Genomic DNA, 17,197 nt, shown 5'->3' with positions numbered 1-17,197 from the left:
CCGCACGGACACGGTTGCCGTCGGCGAGCACGCTGATGTCGGTCACTTCCACCAGCGGCAGAAACGAGCCGAGACGCTCCCAGTTGCTGCCGCTGTCCAGCGAGCGGTACGCGCCGAGGTGCGTTGCCGCGTAGAGCGTCGTGCGCACCGTCGGATCGACCACGATCTGGTTCACCGGAATGCCGACAGGGAAGCCTGTCCCGTCGATCGCCGCCCAGCTCGCACCGAAGTCGGTGCTGCGCCACAGGTGGGTGCGATCGGGTGACGCGGCCACCGAAGAGACGTAGAGGATGTTCCGATCCACCGGGTCGAAGGCGATCGAGCTGAGCGACTGGCCGTTGTTGGGCAGCACGCCGGCCTGCCGTGCCCAGGTCGCGCCGCCATCGGTCGTGAGATAGATGCGCCCGGCGCTGGCGACGATGCCAACGACGCTGTCGTTGTTGGGCGTGGTGCCGCTGGTCTTCGCGATGCCGAGGCCGCGGATGACGAGATCCGAGGGCAGACCGGCGGTGCCCAGTGCGGCCCAGGAGGTCGCGTAGTTCGTGCTGCGATAGACCTTGCTGTCCGAGTGGGTGTAGACGACGTCGCCAACGCTGTCCCCGGCCCAGGGCACGATCGCGGTGAAAAAGGGCGCGGTGTCGCTGTTGTTGCATTCGGCGATGCCGGCGCATGATGCGAAGACATTGGCGCCGCCATTCACGCTCTTGTGAATGCCCAGATACTGAAAGCTCATCAGCATCCTGCTGGCATTGGAGCGATTCACGTTGCAGCCGAAACCGTCGCCGCCAAGGATCTGGTTGAAGATGCCGGTGTTGGTTTCGCGCAGGCGACTGCCGTTGTCCTGCAGGCCCATCAGGATACGGTCGCTGACCGCGGGCGATGAGCAGACGGTGAAGACCAGATGCGCCGCGATGCCTTCATTGAGCGTATCGGTGAAGGTCGTACCGCCGTTGCTCGACGCGAAAATGCCGCCATCGGTGCCGAAGTAAAGCGTGCCGTTCGAAGCGATGTGGCCCGAGTGCGCATCGGCATGCACGTAGGGCAGACCGAAATCGGCAAGCCAGTCGGTCATGATCGAATAGGTCTGCCCACCGTCGGTCGTCCTGGCGATATGCAGCGCACCGCCGAAATAGGCGATGTCCGGGTTGGTGCGATCGACCACGACGGCGTGGTTGTACCAGCCCTGGCCGTTCAACAACTGTTCGATCGAAGAGGCATCCGCGTTCGGATTGGTGTAGCTCTTGTAGGCGCCGAGCGCGTCGGTCGCCATCGAAGTCCAATTCTGACCGCCATCGACCGATTTGAAGATGGTGCCGAGATCGCGGTCCGGATCGCCCGAAGGACGCGGTTTGGAGGCCAGCGCATACATGATCGAACGGTTGGACGGCGCGGAGGCCAGCGTGATCCGGTTGACGCCCTGCGGGATCGTCACGCCGCTGCTCAGCGTCCAGGTCGCACCGTTGTCGGTCGAACGCCAGATCTGGCCGTTGCGGCGGCCGGGATCGGTGAGCGAGGCCGTCGGCGTCGCCTCGAGCGACATCACGATGGTGTTGCCGCCGCCGTAGGCCAGCGACCAGGCTCCGGGAATGTCGGTCACGCCGGTATTCACCGAGACCGGCACATAGGTCTTGCCGGCGTTGGTGGAGCGGTACAAGCCCTGGTTGGTGGCGACCAGCACGATGTTGGAATTCGAAGGGGCGACCAGGATCTTGCGGATCGAGGTCGAAGAACCCAGGAACACGGGCTCTTCCCAGGCATCGCCGCCCTGGGTCATCTTCACGATGCCCAGGCCGGTACCGTCGAAGGGATCGCCCAGACCGAGGTACATCGTCTGCGGGTTGTTGGGGTCGAGCGCGAAGCTGCCCACCGACAGCGAGCCCAGCGTCTCGGTCTTGGCCTGCCAGCTCGCGCCGCCGTCGGTGGTCTTCCAGAGGCCGCCGCCGGAAAAGGCGAGATAGATCGTGTTCGGATTGGCAGGATCGGTCTCGATGGCGTTGATCCGGCCGGTGTCGGTGACGTTGAGCACCGTTCCGCCGTTGCGCAGGAAGTTGGCCTTCGTCGGCCCCAGGTTGGTCCAGCGCAGATCGCGGCTCAGCGAATCGGCCGGAGCACGCGCCGTCGGTGGTGCCGACGGGTCCAACACCGCCTTGGACGTCCCCGAAACCGGCATCTTCGCCGCGTAACGCAGGCGTTCGCGCTTGGCTGCGGCCATCATGAAGCGCTGGTAGCTCTGCGACCACACCCCACCGTGCTGTGGACCACTGCTCGACTTGCCGCCCGAGCGCGCATAGCTCTCGTTGTAACGCTCATCCATCCAGCGCGCCCGTCCGCCGGGATTGTCGGCATCCTTGATCTTCTTGACCGGGCGACCTTCGGGGCGCTCCGGCAGAGCGCCGTTCTGGGGTTTGCCCGCTGCGGACAGCGAACCCGCGATGGCCAGCGTCAGTGCGAAGCCGGCGATTGCGGTCTTGTGGATGAGGGTGTTCATGGATCGATGCCTGAATGAGTGACGTTCGAGCCGAACCGGCGGCCAGCGAGATCCTTCGCGCAAGGGATGCCGTCGATGAGGCCATGGATCGGGCGCATGTTTCCGGCCTGCGCCCCCTCAGCGGGATCGCGCGCGACTGGCGTCCGGATCGGAATCGGGCGGCACAGAGGAGACCCATTCGCCGATCGTGGACTTGCACACCGTATCGGCAGCCCCCGCCCATCCCCACCCCACGGCGGAAGGCAATGCCGGTCGGCCAAGATTAACGCGATCTGGGCGCGCTGACGTGTGCCCCTCGATGGGCCTGCGGGACGACCCGCCGGAAAAGGGATCCCGGGGCGCCCCCACAACGAAAACGCCCCCTCCGAAGAGGGGGCGTTTGGTCTTGCGATTCCGGTGCCCGGCACCGGAGCAGGCCCTGGCTTACCAGGTCAGGACGGTCCAGCCCGTGGCCGGCGTGCCGACCTCGCTCGCCTGCACACCGCCGCCCTGAGGCAACGCCCAGCGCCACATGTTCCGGCTCGGGTTCTCGTAGATCACTTCCGCGCGGCCATCGCCGTCGAAGTCGCCCGTCCGCGCAGGCACGTACGTCCCGCCCGCACCGCCCACCACCACACCGCTGGTCACCGTCGAACCGTCCATCAGCCAGTACGCCAGCAGCGTCCCGTTCCGAAGCACGTAGTCCGTCCGGCCATCGCCGTTGATGTCGTCCACCGCGAACACCGACCAACCGCTCGCCGGCGTCCCCACTTCGCTCACCGTCACGCTGCTGCCGTCCGCGCCGATCTGCCAGCGCCACATGTTCCCCGCAGCGTTCTGGTAGATCACTTCCGTCCGGCCGTCGCCGTTGAAGTCGCCCGCCCACGTCGGCTGGTAGCCCGCGATCGAACCGCCCACCACCACACCGTTCGTCACCGTCGCGCCATTCATCAGCCAATACGCCAGCAGCGTCCCGTTCCGCAGCAGCAGGTCCGTGCGGCCATCGCCGTTCACGTCCGCCGTCGCGAACACCGACCACCCACTCGGCGGCGTCCCGATCTCCGACGCCGTCACCGTCGTCCCGTTCGCCGCCAGGAACCACACCCACATGTTCCCCGTCGCGTTCTGGTACACCGCTTCCCAGCGACCGTCGCCGTTGAAGTCGCCCGTGTAGCGGATCTCGTAACCGCTCACCGAACCGCCCACCACCACGCCGTTCGTCACCGTCGAGCCGTTCATCAGCCAATACGCGAACAGGTTGCTGTTCTTCAGCACGAAGTCCGTGCGCCCGTCGCCGTTGATGTCGTTGCGGACGCTGCCGGCCAACGGCACGACGAGATTGCGGAACTGCACCACCAGCGGCATCGAGAGGTTGAGGCTGGCGGCATTGTTGGCGTTGGCCGTGCCGGTCACGCGGCCGGTGTCGGCGTAGGTGACGTTGGGGTTGCCGAAGTTGGTGATCGAGAACTGGCTCGCGTTGTCGATCTCGTACGCCATCACCGTGAAGAAACCGGTGGTGGACGTTTCGCGGTAACCGTAGGAATAAGGATGCGTGCCGGTATCGCCGCCGCTGTCTTCGACGTTGTGCTGCTGGCCCATGTTGTGGCCCAGTTCGTGCGCCAGGGTCACGTCGTAGCAGAAATAGCTGCGGCCATCGGATTCGCTGACGTCGGTGCCGTCGCTGACCACCGAATAGCCGAACGGCGCATCGGTATTGTCGATGGTGAAACCGCCACCGCCGAGCAGCCAGGCGATACCGCAGCCGCTCTGTTCCGGCGCCTTGAACTGACGGACCAGCGACACGAGATCGCCGCCGTACTGGTCGCGCGCATCGCGCAGCGGCTGCAGTTCCGCCGGCACGGTCTGGTTGGAGCAGCCGGACGTCGAGCAGCTGACGCCGGTCATCGCTTCCAGCGCGACTTCGTTGTCGTTGGTATCGGTGTAGTTGACCTGCACCGTCCGCACCAGACGCACGCGCGGCGTCACCTGGCTGTTCTGATAGGCCTGGTTGGTGATCGCGATCAGGTTGGTCAGGCGGGTGTTGGTCGCCGAAACGCTGCCGATGCGGGCGACAAGACCGTTGGTATACCCCAGCACCACGTCCACCGTGTTGGCGGCACTGGCCTTGGTGCCGATGTCGCCGGCCTTGGGGGCGTCGGCCACGGCGGCCGCCTGCTTGCGGGCCGCCGCCGAGACGGCGAGCGTCGAGGGGATCAGCACATCGGACCGTTCGTCGCCGCGGAGCAGATTGCCGTCGAACATGCGGTTGCGATCGGCCTGAACCAGCCAGGGCTGACCGGCCGACATCGTGATCTGCAGGGCCTGGTCGCCGCGCTGTTCGATCCGACCGAAGACGGCGTCTTCGCCGAAGGTGATGATGGCTTCGAGGCCGTCGCCGGTGCGGCCGATCCAGCTCCAGTTGCCGTCGAGGCCCTCTTCCATCCGCTGGTACGCGAAGCTGAGGTTTTCGCCCGACGGCGTCTGCAGCGCGATGCTGCGGCCGGGAGCGGAGGCATTGAGTGCGTGCGCCTCGCTCAACTGGACAGGATGGTAGGTCTCGGCACCGCGATTGACGGTGGCCCGGGCGCGATCGTAGGCGAGCAGCGCGCCGCGATCGGGCAGCGAGGCGAACGCGGCGCGGTCGGTCGGCCGGGCCAACGCCCAGGCGGGCATGGTCCGGGCGGTCGACGCAGCATTCTGTGAAGAAACGGTGACGTCTTCCTGTTCGGAAGCGCAGCCGGCGATGAGCACGGCAACGGTGAAACAGAGGATGAGCTTGCGCATGGGCTGATCTCGACGACGGAGCCCCGGAGGAGGAGGGGGTCCGGCTAGGATACGCCCAAGGCCGGACATGAACATCCGTCGAAGGGCAATTCGGGTGGGCAGGGTTGAGAAGGCGCCCTCACCCCGAGCGGGATGAAGCGCACACTTCGCGAATGTCCGTGTCGCCCGGTCGATTCTAGCCCTGTTCCATGGCGGGGTTCCACCACCGGCAGGCCTCGTATTTCATGCCCTCCGGAACGACGGAAGCCGGCAGATGCCGGCTTCCGGTGACGCGTGTGTTGGACCGATGGATCAGGACATCATGGATCCGGGCATCAACGCCCCGGCACCCGGCAACAGGTCCGCGAAGCACGCAGCGTGGCACTGGCGCCGGAATTGTTCTGGGCCGAGCAGGTGCCGCTCTGGAAATACACGAACGGCATCTGCCAGGTCGACGACTCGCAGTTGGTCGAGGTCTGGGTATAGCCGGTCGCGCACGCCGGTGCGACCGCGTTGCCGGTGCCGCCCGCCGGAATGGCAAGATCGGTGTTGGCGGTTTCCACGCAGTCCAGCGCCGTGGCCTGCGGCGGCATGTAATAGCCCACCACGTCGATGACGTAATGCACGGCAGTGCTGGAATAGATCGACAGCTCGATCGCGCAGCTCTGGCACGACTTGACGACCACGTCATTGGACGAACTGACCGTCGGTTCGTAGAACAGCGTGCTGCCGGCGGTGAAGGGCTGGCTGTTGTCGAAGATCTTGAAGAAGCCCTGGTTGCCCACCGTGAGCACGGTGACGCTCACCGCCAGCGCAGTCGCGAAACTGGGGATGCCGCAGATGGTCGAGCCATCGCCGGCACTGGAGCCGTTGCCACCCTGGGAGGCATAGCTGGAGATATCTTCGGTATCGATGCCGCGGGTGACGCCACCCGGCAGCGGAGACGAGATCACGCGGGAATCGGCGACGCGGCAGCGGCCATTCGCGAGCGGCGTGTAGGTGGTGTCACCGACGGTGCTGCCCAGCGCCTTGGGCGACGCGATCGACTTGAGCACGCTGTCGCTGGTGGCCGGCTGTCCCTGCAGAACGCCCATCATCGCGGGGAAGGTCGGCATCGTCGCGGCCTGCTGGACATTGCGGGCATCCGCCGTGCCGATGAAACGGCCGAGCTTGATCGCCCATTCGCCGACATTGCGACCTTCGCTTTGTACGTGCGGCGCCCATTTGCGGACGAGGTTGCGGGCGATCTCCGCACGCTGGCCCGGGGTGAGGGTCGTGGTCTGTCCCTGAGCCGAAACGCCACCCGGAATATCCCTGGGGCCGGCCACTGCGAGGCCGGTCGTCGTCGTGGTGAGAAAAATGGCGGCAGCCGCCAGGAAGCGCTTCATAAGGTGGATCCTCCGGGAAATGGATCGTGGCGCCATCGACATGACGGCGTACACATGTGAAGAACGAAGCCGGGCGTCATTTCAGGACAAGGCGTCGAACGCCGCCTTTGCGCATCGGCCCGGGCAGGATACATGGTCGAGCCCGGGCGATGGCTCATTCGGTGAGGACCAGTCGGCGGCCGAACCCGCAGACGCGTTCGCCTTCGGGCGTCGCGAACGCGAGATAGATGGCGTATTCGCCCGCGGGAATCGCCGCGACCGAGAGATCCGCATTGAAGCCGGACGCGAGGAATTCGTTGCCCTTGGCGGTCGCGATGTCGGAACGATCGCCCCACTGCGTGACCGCCTGCTCCCAGGCCTGCGCGCCATCGGCGGATTGCAGCCGCAGCTTCACTTCCGTCGGCACGATCCTCGCCGGCTCGTCGATCAGCCAGCCGACGATCGACACGGGCTCGGCCCGCGAGACCGACGGGGTGTCGCCTTCGAACATCGTGCCGTTCACGGTTTCAAGATTGCAGGTGGTCACGCTCGCCGCATCGTCGGCGACGCGGACATCGGTCGCGGACATCGAAGTCGTCGCCTCGGGCATCGCGGCGGGCGCCGCCGCGTCCGTGGACGCCACCGGAGGAGCCGCCGCGGGCGCCGACTGCTCGCCGCAGGCCGAGAGGAACAACGCCGGCATCAAGACGGCGATCGCGCAGAGTTTCGTTTTCATCCTGGTCTCCTGTGAATCAAGCATCGTGGATGTGTCCGACATCGCCGGACGAGTCGTAGTAAACGATCGAGCCGCGGGCGAAGTTGTGGGTCACCACCGAACGCCGCGAGAGCGATTTGTCGCGGCGCAGACTGCCGGCATGCATCAGGTTTTCGTGCCAGATCAGGATCTGGCCGCGGCGCGCCAGATAGGGCACCGGCTGCATGCCGTGCTCCTGCAGCAGCGATGACCAGCGACCGACGACCTTTTCGCCGAATTCGCGCCAGTCGCCGCGCACCTTCGCGCAATCGACATCGTGCATGTACACCCGCGGCAGGCGATGACTGCCCGGATAGACCGCCAGCTCTCCCGAACCTTCGCGCACGTCTTCCAGCGCGATCCAGACGCCGCACATCATCCCGGCCGGGAACGGCGTGAGGTGCACGGTATCCTGATGGGCATCCTGCTGGCTGCCGAACACGTAGACCAGCGACTGGCACGGCTGCGACTTGGCGCCGAACACCAGCGACAGGAAACGATGCACCGGCGCGTACAACCAGATATCGCGGATCGCCGGGAAATGCACGTGCATCTGTTCGAGACGCGTGCTGTCGCCGTACGTGTAGCCCTGGTATTTCTCCTCCACCGCGCGATCCAGCGCCGCGTTGGCGCGGTCGATCATGTCGTCCGGCAGCGGTTCGTCGAAGATCACGAAACCGTCGTTCAGGAAACGCCGCAGCATGCCGGCCTCGGCATCGCTGATCTCGCCGCTGGCGAGCATCGCGTCGACGCGGGCCGGGGCGTCAGGGCGATCGACCCAGGTCACGGTGTCGTTGTATGCGGGCGCGTAATGGCCGGCATCGCAATTGCCGAAGAACGCGAGCGGCAGGCGGTGGGCGATCAATGCATCGCGGGCGACGCGTCCCACTTCGCCGTCGTTGCCGACCTCGTAATGCGCGACGGCACGGTAGATCTCGCCGCCACGGGTGGCGACTACGCCGATATCGTGCGCGCCGTTCTCCACGAGATGGGTGTGGATGTTCAGGTGCACGCGCCCGTCGTCATGGGTCTGCGCCGCGCCGCGCCAGACTTCTCGGCCGTCGACCTCGAGTGCGACCTCGTCGAATGCCCCACCCTCCGGCGGCGCGAAAATCGCGCGCAGCAGACCGAAGGCGGTTCCCGTCCGGGTCCACTCGATCGGCAAATGTTTCGTCATGGTTTCAATCTCCGAATCTATCTGATGAATACATCGAGGACGCCGCGCCAGCCGGACCGGCGATGCACGTCGCGAAGATAGCGCACGCGCTCGCGGCGGCGTTCCGCGTCGAACAGGCTGAGCGTTACGGTCCTCGCGAGCCGGACGGCCCTTCGGACCATGGCACTCAGCCCGCCGCTTTTTTTGCGCCGAAGATCTCCGGGTACTCGATCGGCCCCTGCTGCTCCATCCAGGTCTTGAGGCTGCGCGGAGCCGCTTCGAACGGATCGGGATAGGCATCCTGCAGGTCGGGACGCGCGCGGTACAGCCGGCGGTGTTCCAGCGGAATGCGACTGCCGTCGGAATATGCGCCGTACTTCCAGGGCAGCTTCGAGACCGGCTCGCTTTCGTCGAAACGCGCTTCCTGCGCGTACCACTCGATCAGCGACCACACCGACGGCGACGCCGTGGCGTACTTGTCCGCCATCACCCGGTGCGCGCCGGAATCGAAACCGGTGAAGTGATAGAAGCCCAGAGGTTCGCCATCGACGCGGAAACCGTTCTGCATGTCGCCGGTGACCGAGCGCGTGGGCAGATTCCAGGTCGCGACGTTGAAACGCGGACTCTTGAGGATGCCGACGCCGTCGAAGAACGCGGGCGCCAGATCGATCCAGCGCTGGTCGGTGAACAGCCCGTTGGGAATATCGGCGACGCAGAAATGGTAGATGCGGTCCGCCCACCAGCGCGCGAAACGGCGGCCTTCGTCGGTGCGGTTCACGCCGACGAACCCGAGGTTGTAGACCCCGTGCTTCAGCGCCGAGATCTCGTTGTCGCGAATGCCTTCGAGCCCGGTCTCGGGTTTGGTGAGATGCGGCGTGAGCACCAGATTCGCGCCTTCCAGCGACGCCAGCAGATCGTCGAGACGCGAGAACAGCACCATGTCCGGATCGAAGTACAGCACCCGGTCGACCTCGGGATCGTCCAGCAGTTCCACCAGCACGAACGGCTTGATCGCGGTCGCCAGCTCCACGATCGCGTGGAAGTAGGTCCAGCGACGGCGATCGGGGATGTCGAGATCGTCGACCGCGAGCACACGATCGATCGGCTCGTCGGCGAAATCGACCGTGGACGAACGCTCGTCGGCCAGCGCCAGCACGATCTCCCACTCGGGATGGTGGGTGCGGATCGAAGCGCAGAGCTTGCGCACTTTCGGCAGATAGTTCAGTGCCGCCGACGTGAATGCGATGGTCTTTCCCATGCTGGAGCCTCTTGGATTATGCGGCGCCCGCCGCGCGGGGGCGGCCGGCGAATTCGAGAATTTCGCGCACCGCGGTCGCGGCGTCGATGCGGCTGATCACCAGGCCGTCGGCGTAGCCGGCGACCCGTTCGGAAGGCGCGCCGATCGGGAAGACCGCGACCGGCATGCGCATCGCCATGTATTCGTCGGTGACGAAGGAGAAGGTTTCCGGGCAGATCGACGGCAGCAGGCAGATCGACGCCCCGCAGGCTTCGAGCAGACCCGGCAATGCCGACGGTTCGAACCGGCCGCGCACCTCGATGCCGCTGTCGTCGCAATGACCTTCGAGCGTCCCGAAGACGACGATCCGCGCCGGCAGCGCGCCGCGCCGGATCACCTCGGCCATTTCCAGCAGCATCTCCGCACCTTTCGGCCGGCTGATGTGCCCGGCGACCGCGATCACGACCGGCCATCCGCGATTCGGCGTCACCGGGCGCAGCGCGGCGTTGTCGACGCGATGCGGGCGAATCGTGACACGCGCCGCATCCAGCGCGGGATGCCCCTTGCGCAGGATCTCCACCGATGCGTTCGAGAACGCGACGATCTCGTCGCAGGCGCCGAGGAAAGCCGACCAGCGCGCTCGCCACTGCGCGACATCGGCACCGATCGAGAATCCCAGCGTATGCGCGAGATTGTCGGGGAGACAGGCGCGGCAACGATCGAGCGACGGCACGCCGCAATAGCGACCGTCGCTGCCGATCAGCGTCCACGCCGGACACACCGCGTGATAGTCGTGCAGATGGAACACGAGCCTTTTCGCGGCGGATGCGCGCGTCGCCATGCACCAATCGAGGACGGCCAGGGGATCGTGGAAAGACACCAGTTCGTTGACGCGGATCTCCAGATCGCGACAGCGTCCGATCGCCGCGAGCGCCGCCAAAGGATCCGCGACGCGCCCCTCCTCCACCTTCGCGTCGCCCGGCGCGTGGATCGCGATGCGATAGTCGAGCGTATCCATTCGCGGCACGATCAACACCACGTGCCTGCCGTCGCGCAGAAGGTCCGCCATCGACTCGTTGCGATAGCGGTTGGCCCCGCCGCCCATGTCGTGATCGAGCACCAGGGCAACGCGCTCGCCCTCCAGCGATGACAGCCGCGCGAGGATCCTTGTCGGCACGGCGGCATCCGCAACCATCAGACGACGCCAGGCGTGCGCGATGGCCGGAAACACGCCGATCTCCGCCGCTTTCCTGCGGAAGGCCGCGAGCGCGCCGCGCACACCGGCGCGGCTGGCCGGCGGCGGTGCGACCGCCGTACCGAGCACCGACGCGGGCACTTCGCAACGCTCGCGTCGGCCATCGCGCAGCAGCACGTCGAGATGACCCGGCGCATCCGGCATCGGCGCGCCGTTCAGCGTCCCGTGGATCATGAATCCGGCGGACGCCGCGTGACCGACCGCCGGATAGGCATCGCGCAGATCTTCGCGCATGCCCGAAAACAGGCACGGCACGCGCCATTCGCCGCCGTCACGCAGCGGCACCACCAGCGCGCAGCGTTCGACCGCGCTGTCCTCGTCCAGGAACCAGCCCCAGCCGAAACAGCGGCCGTTGCGGGTCGCGAACGCATCGATGGCGTAGTGCCGGCTCATGTTCGCGCCTGCCGGTCGAGGCCGAGCCATTGGCGCAGCGCGCGTCGCACCCGGAACAGACGGGATTGCCGCAGCGCCTGCAGCTCCGCCTCGTGCTTCCGCAAATCCACGATCTCGGCCTCGCGGGACGCAAGCGCGGCACGCAACGTTCCGATCTCCGTGTCGCGGGACGCAAGCGCGGCACGCAACGTTTCGATCTCGGCGAGACAATCGCGAGACTGGCGTTCGACCTCGGTCAGGGTGGCCTGCGCGCGCTCGGACTGCGCATGCAGGCGCTGCATCTCGGCCAGGCGCTCCAGCGAGAGCGCTTCGAGCGCGACTTTCTCCGCCTCGCGGCGCTCGATCTCCGCCAATCGTTCGCGCGACAGCGCCTCCACCGCCGCGAGCGCGGTGTCCGTTTCCATCAACCGCGCATGCAGCGTCTGCAGTTCGCCCTGTCGCTCCAGCGACAGGCGCTCCGCCAACGCGAGCGCCGATTCGGTCGCATCCAGCTGACCTCGCAGGGCCTGCGCTTCCGCCATGCGCTGCAGCGACTGCGCTTCGACCGTTTCCAGTGCGGCCTGGGTACGGCCCAGGCGCAGATCCTGTTCGCCCAGCAACGCCATGCGCTCGATCGAGAGCGCTTCCGCGGCCTCCAGCGCAGCCTGGGTGTCGGCCAGTCGTCGGTCGTGGGCCTGCAGCGCTTCCAGCCGCTGCAGGGACTGCGCGGAGACTTCGTCGAACAGTGTCTGCAGCGCATCGGCGCGCGCGTGCGCGTCCAGCGCACGCGCCTGCAGGCCGCGGCGTCGCACGTCGGCGATCCGCATCGCGCTTCCCAGGGTTTCGATCCAGGTCGCATCGCGAGCGGCAAGCCGCTCGAATTCGTCTTCGATCTTTTCGATCGCGGTCGATGCGTCGCCGGCATCGACCGCTGCGCGGTATGCCGCGATGGCAAGGCGCATGAACGGCGATGCGGGCAACGCGTCGCTCCCGGCCGCTTCCACCCGGTGGTGACGATCGCGCGCATCCACGAAGGCGCGCACGTCGGCATCGCCGATCTCGAAACCGAGCCGCGCGCAGGCAGCGCCGAGCGCGGCCTGCGGGTCGCGCATCAACGCGTCGTAGGTCAAGAGCGTACGCGGTCGCGCGGCGGATGCACGCAGCGATTCCAGCACGTGCCGCAGCCAGAGCATGGCCGCGGTTTCCTCGCCCATGCCGTCGCGCGCGCGCAGCGAGGCCGCGACTTCGACCGGATGCCGCAGCACCAGCAGACAATGCGTCTCCAGGCCGCGTCCCGCCGCCGCTTCGAGCCACAGCGGCAGCGTCCGGCAGAGCCGCGGGTCCTTGAGCGCCCAGCGCGAACGCCCGTCGAATCCGTCGAAGACCGCAGCGATGGCCGGCACGACGGCGCGCGCAACGTCCGAGCGTGTCCAGTCGCCGGGCAGCGCGCGCACGTCGTCCCAACTGCGATCGAGCGCATCCAGCAACGCCTCGTTCGCGGCGACGGCGGCCGCATGCTCGAAATAGCCTTTCGGATTGTCCGGCGCCGCTTCGATCAATGTCTCGCCGAGATCGAATCCCAGGCGCTGCAGCGCCCCGGCGGTCGCGGACGTTCCGCTGCGATGCATGCCGAGCACGAACAGACCCGCGGAAGACCGCTCGCGCGACGCCGGCAGCGACGATTCATGCGGCATCGGAAGACTCCGGGCGCGAGCGCACGCAGCTCATGCGCGGGCGCTCGCGCCCGGAAGGACACCGATCGGAAGATCCGAAGTCAGCGGGACTCACGCCATCACCTCCGATGGAAGACCATCATCGGCAAGCCACGGGGATGGCCCCAGTCGCCCATCCATTCGAGGTCGAGCGGGAGACCTTCGACCGCATGCGCGAAATCTGCGAGGCGATAGTGGTAGGGATCGGCGATATCGAACGTGCGGATCGGTTGGCCATCGATGGTGCCTGCCCAGTCGTGCGGCTGGGCGACCGGCCACGCGTCGTCGACGATCCACGCGGTCGCATACAGGCGGCCGCCGGGCACGAGCCTGCCGGCCACCGCGTCCAGACATCGGCGGATGTGGTTGAACGGCAGATGGGTGAACACGGACTGCGCCAGCGCCATGTCGATCCCGGCATCGAGGAAGGACAGATCGAAGTTTGCGGTCGCATGCAGATTGCGCCGCGGCAGCCGCACGCGTTGCGCGTCGTCCAGTTCGCGCTCGTAGCCGGCCGCGATCAGGCTCTCGCTGATGTCGATGCCGTAGTAATGACCGGCATCGAGATAGTCGACCGCCTTCACGCCGAAACGCAGCGCGCCGCAGCCGACATCCAGCAGGCGATGAGCCGGCGACAGGCCCTGCGCCAGCAGGAATTCGATCTGCAGTTGGCCCATTTCCTCCCACAGGCCGCCGATCGCTTCGCGATGTCCGCCGCGGGAAACCGTGGAGCGCAGTTGCTTCTCGTCAAAATACGGGCTGACTCTCATCTCAGTGCTCCAGTGGACGGATGGCGGCGTCGAACCGCAGATCGACGATGCCGTGAGGTTCCACGGCGCGCACCCCGTATCCCGCCGATTCGATGACCGTGAATTCGAACGCATCCAGCCAGCGGTGCAGGAATTCCTCGCGGCCGTCCTTCACGCCCATCGCGCCGCACGACAGGAAATACACGCCCGGCGCCAGCAGACAGTCGAATTCGAAGACGATGCGCATGCGCTCGCCGCCTGCGAAGGTCCGCGCCAGCCCCGTCTGGGGCCGGACCAGCGCACCGGAGATCTCGATTCCGGTGCGGTTGCGCAGCATCATGCCGGCCCGCAGGTCGTCGACGATCGACTCGATGTGCAGCGAATACCCGAACCGGTAGCGGCGCCCGCGTTCGAGATAGGGCGCATGCGCGCCATGCTCGTCGACCAGCGTGGCGCCGCCGATGAACGCACCGTTGCGCGGAAATTCGACCGCCGCCGCACAGGGTTCGAGCGCGACCTCAATATCCTCGGCCGTGGTCGCCGCGGCAGGCTGCGGTGCGCCCTCGACCGGATCGGAGGCGCCGCCGAGCGTCGCGCGGTGGTACAGGGCGACCACCTCCCTCGGTACGCCATCGGCGCGGATCTCACCGTTTTCCAGCCAGATGGCGCGATGGCACAACTGCACGATCGACTGCGAGGAGTGCGACACGAACAGCACGGTCGTCCCGCGTTCGCGCAGCTGTTCGATGCGCGCGAAGCATTTGCGCTGGAACGCCTCGTCGCCGACCGACAGCGCTTCGTCGACGATCAGCACGTCGGGATCGACGCTGATCGCCACCGCGAACGCCAATCGGACATACATGCCGCTGGAATAGGTCCGTACCGGCTGTTCGATGAAATCGCCGATGTCGGCGAACGCGAGGATGTCTTCGAACCTAGCCTCGATCTCGGCCCGGGTCAGGCCGAGGACCGTCCCGTTCAGGAAGACGTTCTCGCGTCCGGTAAATTCGGGATTGAAGCCGGCGCCCAGTTCGAGCAGCGCGGCGACGCGCCCGCGGACCACGGCCTCGCCGCCGGATGGCGTCAGGGTGCCGCACAGCAATTGCAGCAGGGTCGATTTGCCCGAACCGTTGCGGCCGACGATGCCGACCGTTTCTCCGGCGGCCACATCGAAGCCGACATCGTTCAGGGCGACGTGCTCGCGCCGCCAGCGCCCCCCGCGTTCGCCGAAAAGCAGTTCCAGCAGCCGGTGGTGCGGGCGCGCATACATCGGATAGGCCTTGGTCAGCCCGCGCACGCGGATGACGGGTTCAGAGGACATCGGCGAACCCCCGGCGGAGACGGGAGAAGAGGCCGCGCGCGCCCACGCACAGCAGCAGGGATACGCCGAAATAGATCGCGAGCCCGCGCCAATCCGGCCATTCGCCCCAGACCATCACCGCACGCGCCTGATCCATGATGAACGACAGCGGATTCAGTTCGAACAGCGCCCGGTAACCTTCCGGCACAGCGGATGCGGGCAACATCGCGGTGGACAGGAACAGCATCGCCAGGGACAGCATCGGCGTGATCTGCGAGATGTCGCGCAGATACACGCCCAGGGCGGACAACAGCCAGACCAGTGCGAGGCAGGCCACGAACAACGGCAGCAGCACCAGCGGGAACAGCACCGCGGTCGCCGGGACGGACCCGTCCATCGCCCATTGCAGCAATGCGAACACCAGCAGGTTCGCCAGCGCGTGGAAGCCTGCGGACAGCAGCAGCGGCCACGGCAGAATCTCGAGCGGAAACACCACGCGCTTGACGAAATTGGGCGTTCCGACGATCAGATAAGGCGCCTTCGTCAGGCATTCCGAAAAAAAGCCGTGCACGATCAAGCCCGAGAACAGGATGATCGAGAAGCTCGCCGACCCCTGCTGCACGGCCGGCCATTTGCTGCCCATCACCGTGCCGAAGGCGAAGGTATAGATCATCAGCATCAGGAACGGGCTGATCAGCGACCACAGCAATCCGAAGCTGGCTCCGCGATAGCGGCCCAGCACATCGCGCTTGGTCAGTTCCCAGGTCAGGGAACGGTGATCCAGCAGGGCCGCGAACGGCGCCCTGAACCAGCCCAGCAGACGTCCTCGCGTCATGCCAGGGCCGTTTCCAGATCCCGCCGCAGATCCTCCAGCGTCTCCACGCCGACGCTGAGGCGCACGAGATCGTCGTGGATGCCGAGCGCGGCGCGGCGCCCCACCGGCACCGAGGCGTGCGTCATCACGGCCGGATGATTGACCAGGCTTTCGACGCCGCCCAGCGATTCGGCGAGGGTGAACAGGTGGGTGCGCTCGCAGAAACGCTTCGCGCCTTCGTAGCCGCCCTTCACCCGGATCGACACGATGCCGCCGAAGCCGTCCATCTGGCGCGCGGCCAGCGCGTGCTGCGGATGGTCCTTGAGACCGGGGTAGATCACCTGCTCGATCGCCGGATGGGTCTGCAGCCATTCGGCCAGCGCCAGCGCGTTCTCGCAGTGCGCCTTCATCCGCAGATGCAGGGTCTTCAGCCCGCGCAGGGCGAGGAAGCTGTCGAACGGACCCTGCACCGCGCCGACCGAGTTCTGCAGGAACGCCATCTTCTCGGCGAGTTCGGCGTTGTCGCCCACCACCGCCATGCCGCCGACCATGTCGGAATGGCCGTTGAGGTACTTGGTGGCCGAGTGCATGACGATGTCGGCGCCGTGTTCCAGCGGACGCTGCAGGATCGGCGAGGCGAAGGTGTTGTCGGCCACCATCAGCAGGCCGTGGCGTTTCGCGACCGCGCTCACCGCCTGCAGGTCGACGATCTTCAACATCGGGTTGGTCGGGGTTTCGACCCAGACCATGCGGGTCTCCGGCCGGATCGCGGCTTCGAACGCGGCCGGGTCGGTCAGGTCGACGAAACTGAAATCCAGGCCGGCGCTGCGCCGGCGCACGCGTTCGAACAGACGGAAGGTGCCGCCGTAGACATCGTCCATGCAGACGACGTGGCTGCCGCTGTCCAGCAGTTCGAGGATCGTCGAGGTGGCCGCCAGGCCGGAGGCGAAGGCGAAACCGCGGCTGCCGCCTTCGAGACCGGCGATGCAGCGCTCGTAGGCGAACCGGGTGGGATTGTGGGTGCGCGAGTACTCGAAGCCCTGATGCACGCCCGGGCTGCTCTGGGCATAGGTCGAGGTGGCGTAGATCGGCGGCATGACCGCCCCGGTGGTCGGATCCGGGAACTGGCCGGCGTGGATGGCCTGGGTGCCGAGGCCCCATTCGCCGGCGGCGTCTGCGTGGTCGGGACGGTCGGACTGGCGCATCGGGGACGGCTCCTTGAAAAGACCGCGGATTTTATCACCCGCCCCC

Annotated in this window: 12 protein-coding genes; all 12 read right to left on the bottom strand. The window is 66.7% G+C overall.

The window, feature by feature from the left end:
- Positions 1–2,488 (bottom strand): WD40/YVTN/BNR-like repeat-containing protein (locus ABD974_RS05950; protein WP_425562633.1); only part of this gene is annotated, 2,488 nt, incomplete at its 3' end.
- 423 nt (positions 2,489–2,911) lie between these two features.
- A complete protein-coding gene (locus tag ABD974_RS05945) occupies positions 2,912–5,251 on the bottom strand; it encodes a reprolysin-like metallopeptidase (RefSeq protein WP_345302374.1) in 2,340 nt (779 codons plus the stop codon).
- A gap of 314 nt (positions 5,252–5,565) precedes the next feature.
- Positions 5,566–6,618, bottom strand: coding sequence for a hypothetical protein (locus tag ABD974_RS05940; RefSeq protein ID WP_345302373.1), 1,053 nt, complete (start codon positions 6,616–6,618; stop codon positions 5,566–5,568).
- A 154-nt stretch (positions 6,619–6,772) separates the two neighbouring features.
- Positions 6,773–7,333, bottom strand: a complete 561-nt coding sequence (locus ABD974_RS05935; RefSeq protein ID WP_345302372.1) for a hypothetical protein — start codon at positions 7,331–7,333, stop codon at positions 6,773–6,775.
- A gap of 16 nt (positions 7,334–7,349) precedes the next feature.
- Positions 7,350–8,528: a phytanoyl-CoA dioxygenase family protein gene (locus ABD974_RS05930; protein ID WP_345302371.1), complete on the bottom strand. Its 1,179-nt coding sequence runs from the start codon at positions 8,526–8,528 to the stop codon at positions 7,350–7,352.
- Between the two features lie 166 nt (positions 8,529–8,694).
- The gene (locus ABD974_RS05925; protein ID WP_345302370.1) at positions 8,695–9,765 is read right to left on the bottom strand and encodes a hypothetical protein; all 1,071 of its coding nucleotides are present in this window, start codon (positions 9,763–9,765) and stop codon (positions 8,695–8,697) included.
- 16 nt (positions 9,766–9,781) lie between these two features.
- Positions 9,782–11,392, bottom strand: a complete 1,611-nt coding sequence (locus tag ABD974_RS05920) for a glycosyltransferase (protein WP_345302369.1) — start codon at positions 11,390–11,392, stop codon at positions 9,782–9,784.
- Complete coding sequence (locus ABD974_RS05915; RefSeq protein WP_345302368.1) at positions 11,389–13,065, bottom strand: hypothetical protein; 1,677 nt, start codon at positions 13,063–13,065, stop codon at positions 11,389–11,391. The genes ABD974_RS05920 and ABD974_RS05915 overlap by 4 nt, the downstream gene beginning before the upstream one ends.
- A gap of 98 nt (positions 13,066–13,163) precedes the next feature.
- Positions 13,164–13,853 carry a class I SAM-dependent methyltransferase gene (locus ABD974_RS05910; RefSeq protein WP_345302367.1) on the bottom strand — a complete coding sequence of 230 codons (690 nt, stop codon included), beginning with the start codon at positions 13,851–13,853 and terminating at the stop codon, positions 13,164–13,166.
- Between the two features lies 1 nt (position 13,854).
- Positions 13,855–15,153 carry an ABC transporter ATP-binding protein gene (locus ABD974_RS05905; protein ID WP_345302366.1) on the bottom strand — a complete coding sequence of 433 codons (1,299 nt, stop codon included), beginning with the start codon at positions 15,151–15,153 and terminating at the stop codon, positions 13,855–13,857.
- Complete coding sequence (locus ABD974_RS05900; RefSeq protein ID WP_345302365.1) at positions 15,143–15,967, bottom strand: ABC transporter permease; 825 nt, start codon at positions 15,965–15,967, stop codon at positions 15,143–15,145. Before ABD974_RS05900 ends, ABD974_RS05905 begins: the two co-directional genes overlap by 11 nt.
- A complete protein-coding gene (locus ABD974_RS05895) occupies positions 15,964–17,151 on the bottom strand; it encodes a cystathionine gamma-synthase (protein ID WP_345302364.1) in 1,188 nt (395 codons plus the stop codon). The genes ABD974_RS05900 and ABD974_RS05895 overlap by 4 nt, the downstream gene beginning before the upstream one ends.
- Positions 17,152–17,197 lie beyond the last annotated feature (46 nt).

The organism is Lysobacter hankyongensis, assembly GCF_039543145.1.
Lineage (GTDB): Bacteria > Pseudomonadota > Gammaproteobacteria > Xanthomonadales > Xanthomonadaceae > Lysobacter_I > Lysobacter_I hankyongensis.
This window is presented reverse-complemented; position numbering and strand designations above follow the sequence as displayed.

Bases quoted from the DNA above. Each gene is read 5' to 3' on its own strand.
- ABD974_RS05945 (WP_345302374.1), bottom strand. From the start codon at position 5,251: ATGCGCAAGCTCATCCTCTGTTTCACCGTTGCCGTGCTCATCGCCGGC.
- ABD974_RS05940 (WP_345302373.1), bottom strand. From the start codon at position 6,618: ATGAAGCGCTTCCTGGCGGCTGCCGCCATTTTTCTCACCACGACGACG.
- ABD974_RS05935 (WP_345302372.1), bottom strand. From the start codon at position 7,333: ATGAAAACGAAACTCTGCGCGATCGCCGTCTTGATGCCGGCGTTGTTC.
- ABD974_RS05930 (WP_345302371.1), bottom strand. From the start codon at position 8,528: ATGACGAAACATTTGCCGATCGAGTGGACCCGGACGGGAACCGCCTTC.
- ABD974_RS05925 (WP_345302370.1), bottom strand. From the start codon at position 9,765: ATGGGAAAGACCATCGCATTCACGTCGGCGGCACTGAACTATCTGCCG.
- ABD974_RS05920 (WP_345302369.1), bottom strand. From the start codon at position 11,392: ATGAGCCGGCACTACGCCATCGATGCGTTCGCGACCCGCAACGGCCGC.
- ABD974_RS05915 (WP_345302368.1), bottom strand. From the start codon at position 13,065: ATGCCGCATGAATCGTCGCTGCCGGCGTCGCGCGAGCGGTCTTCCGCG.
- ABD974_RS05910 (WP_345302367.1), bottom strand. From the start codon at position 13,853: ATGAGAGTCAGCCCGTATTTTGACGAGAAGCAACTGCGCTCCACGGTT.
- ABD974_RS05905 (WP_345302366.1), bottom strand. From the start codon at position 15,153: ATGTCCTCTGAACCCGTCATCCGCGTGCGCGGGCTGACCAAGGCCTAT.
- ABD974_RS05900 (WP_345302365.1), bottom strand. From the start codon at position 15,967: ATGACGCGAGGACGTCTGCTGGGCTGGTTCAGGGCGCCGTTCGCGGCC.
- ABD974_RS05895 (WP_345302364.1), bottom strand. From the start codon at position 17,151: ATGCGCCAGTCCGACCGTCCCGACCACGCAGACGCCGCCGGCGAATGG.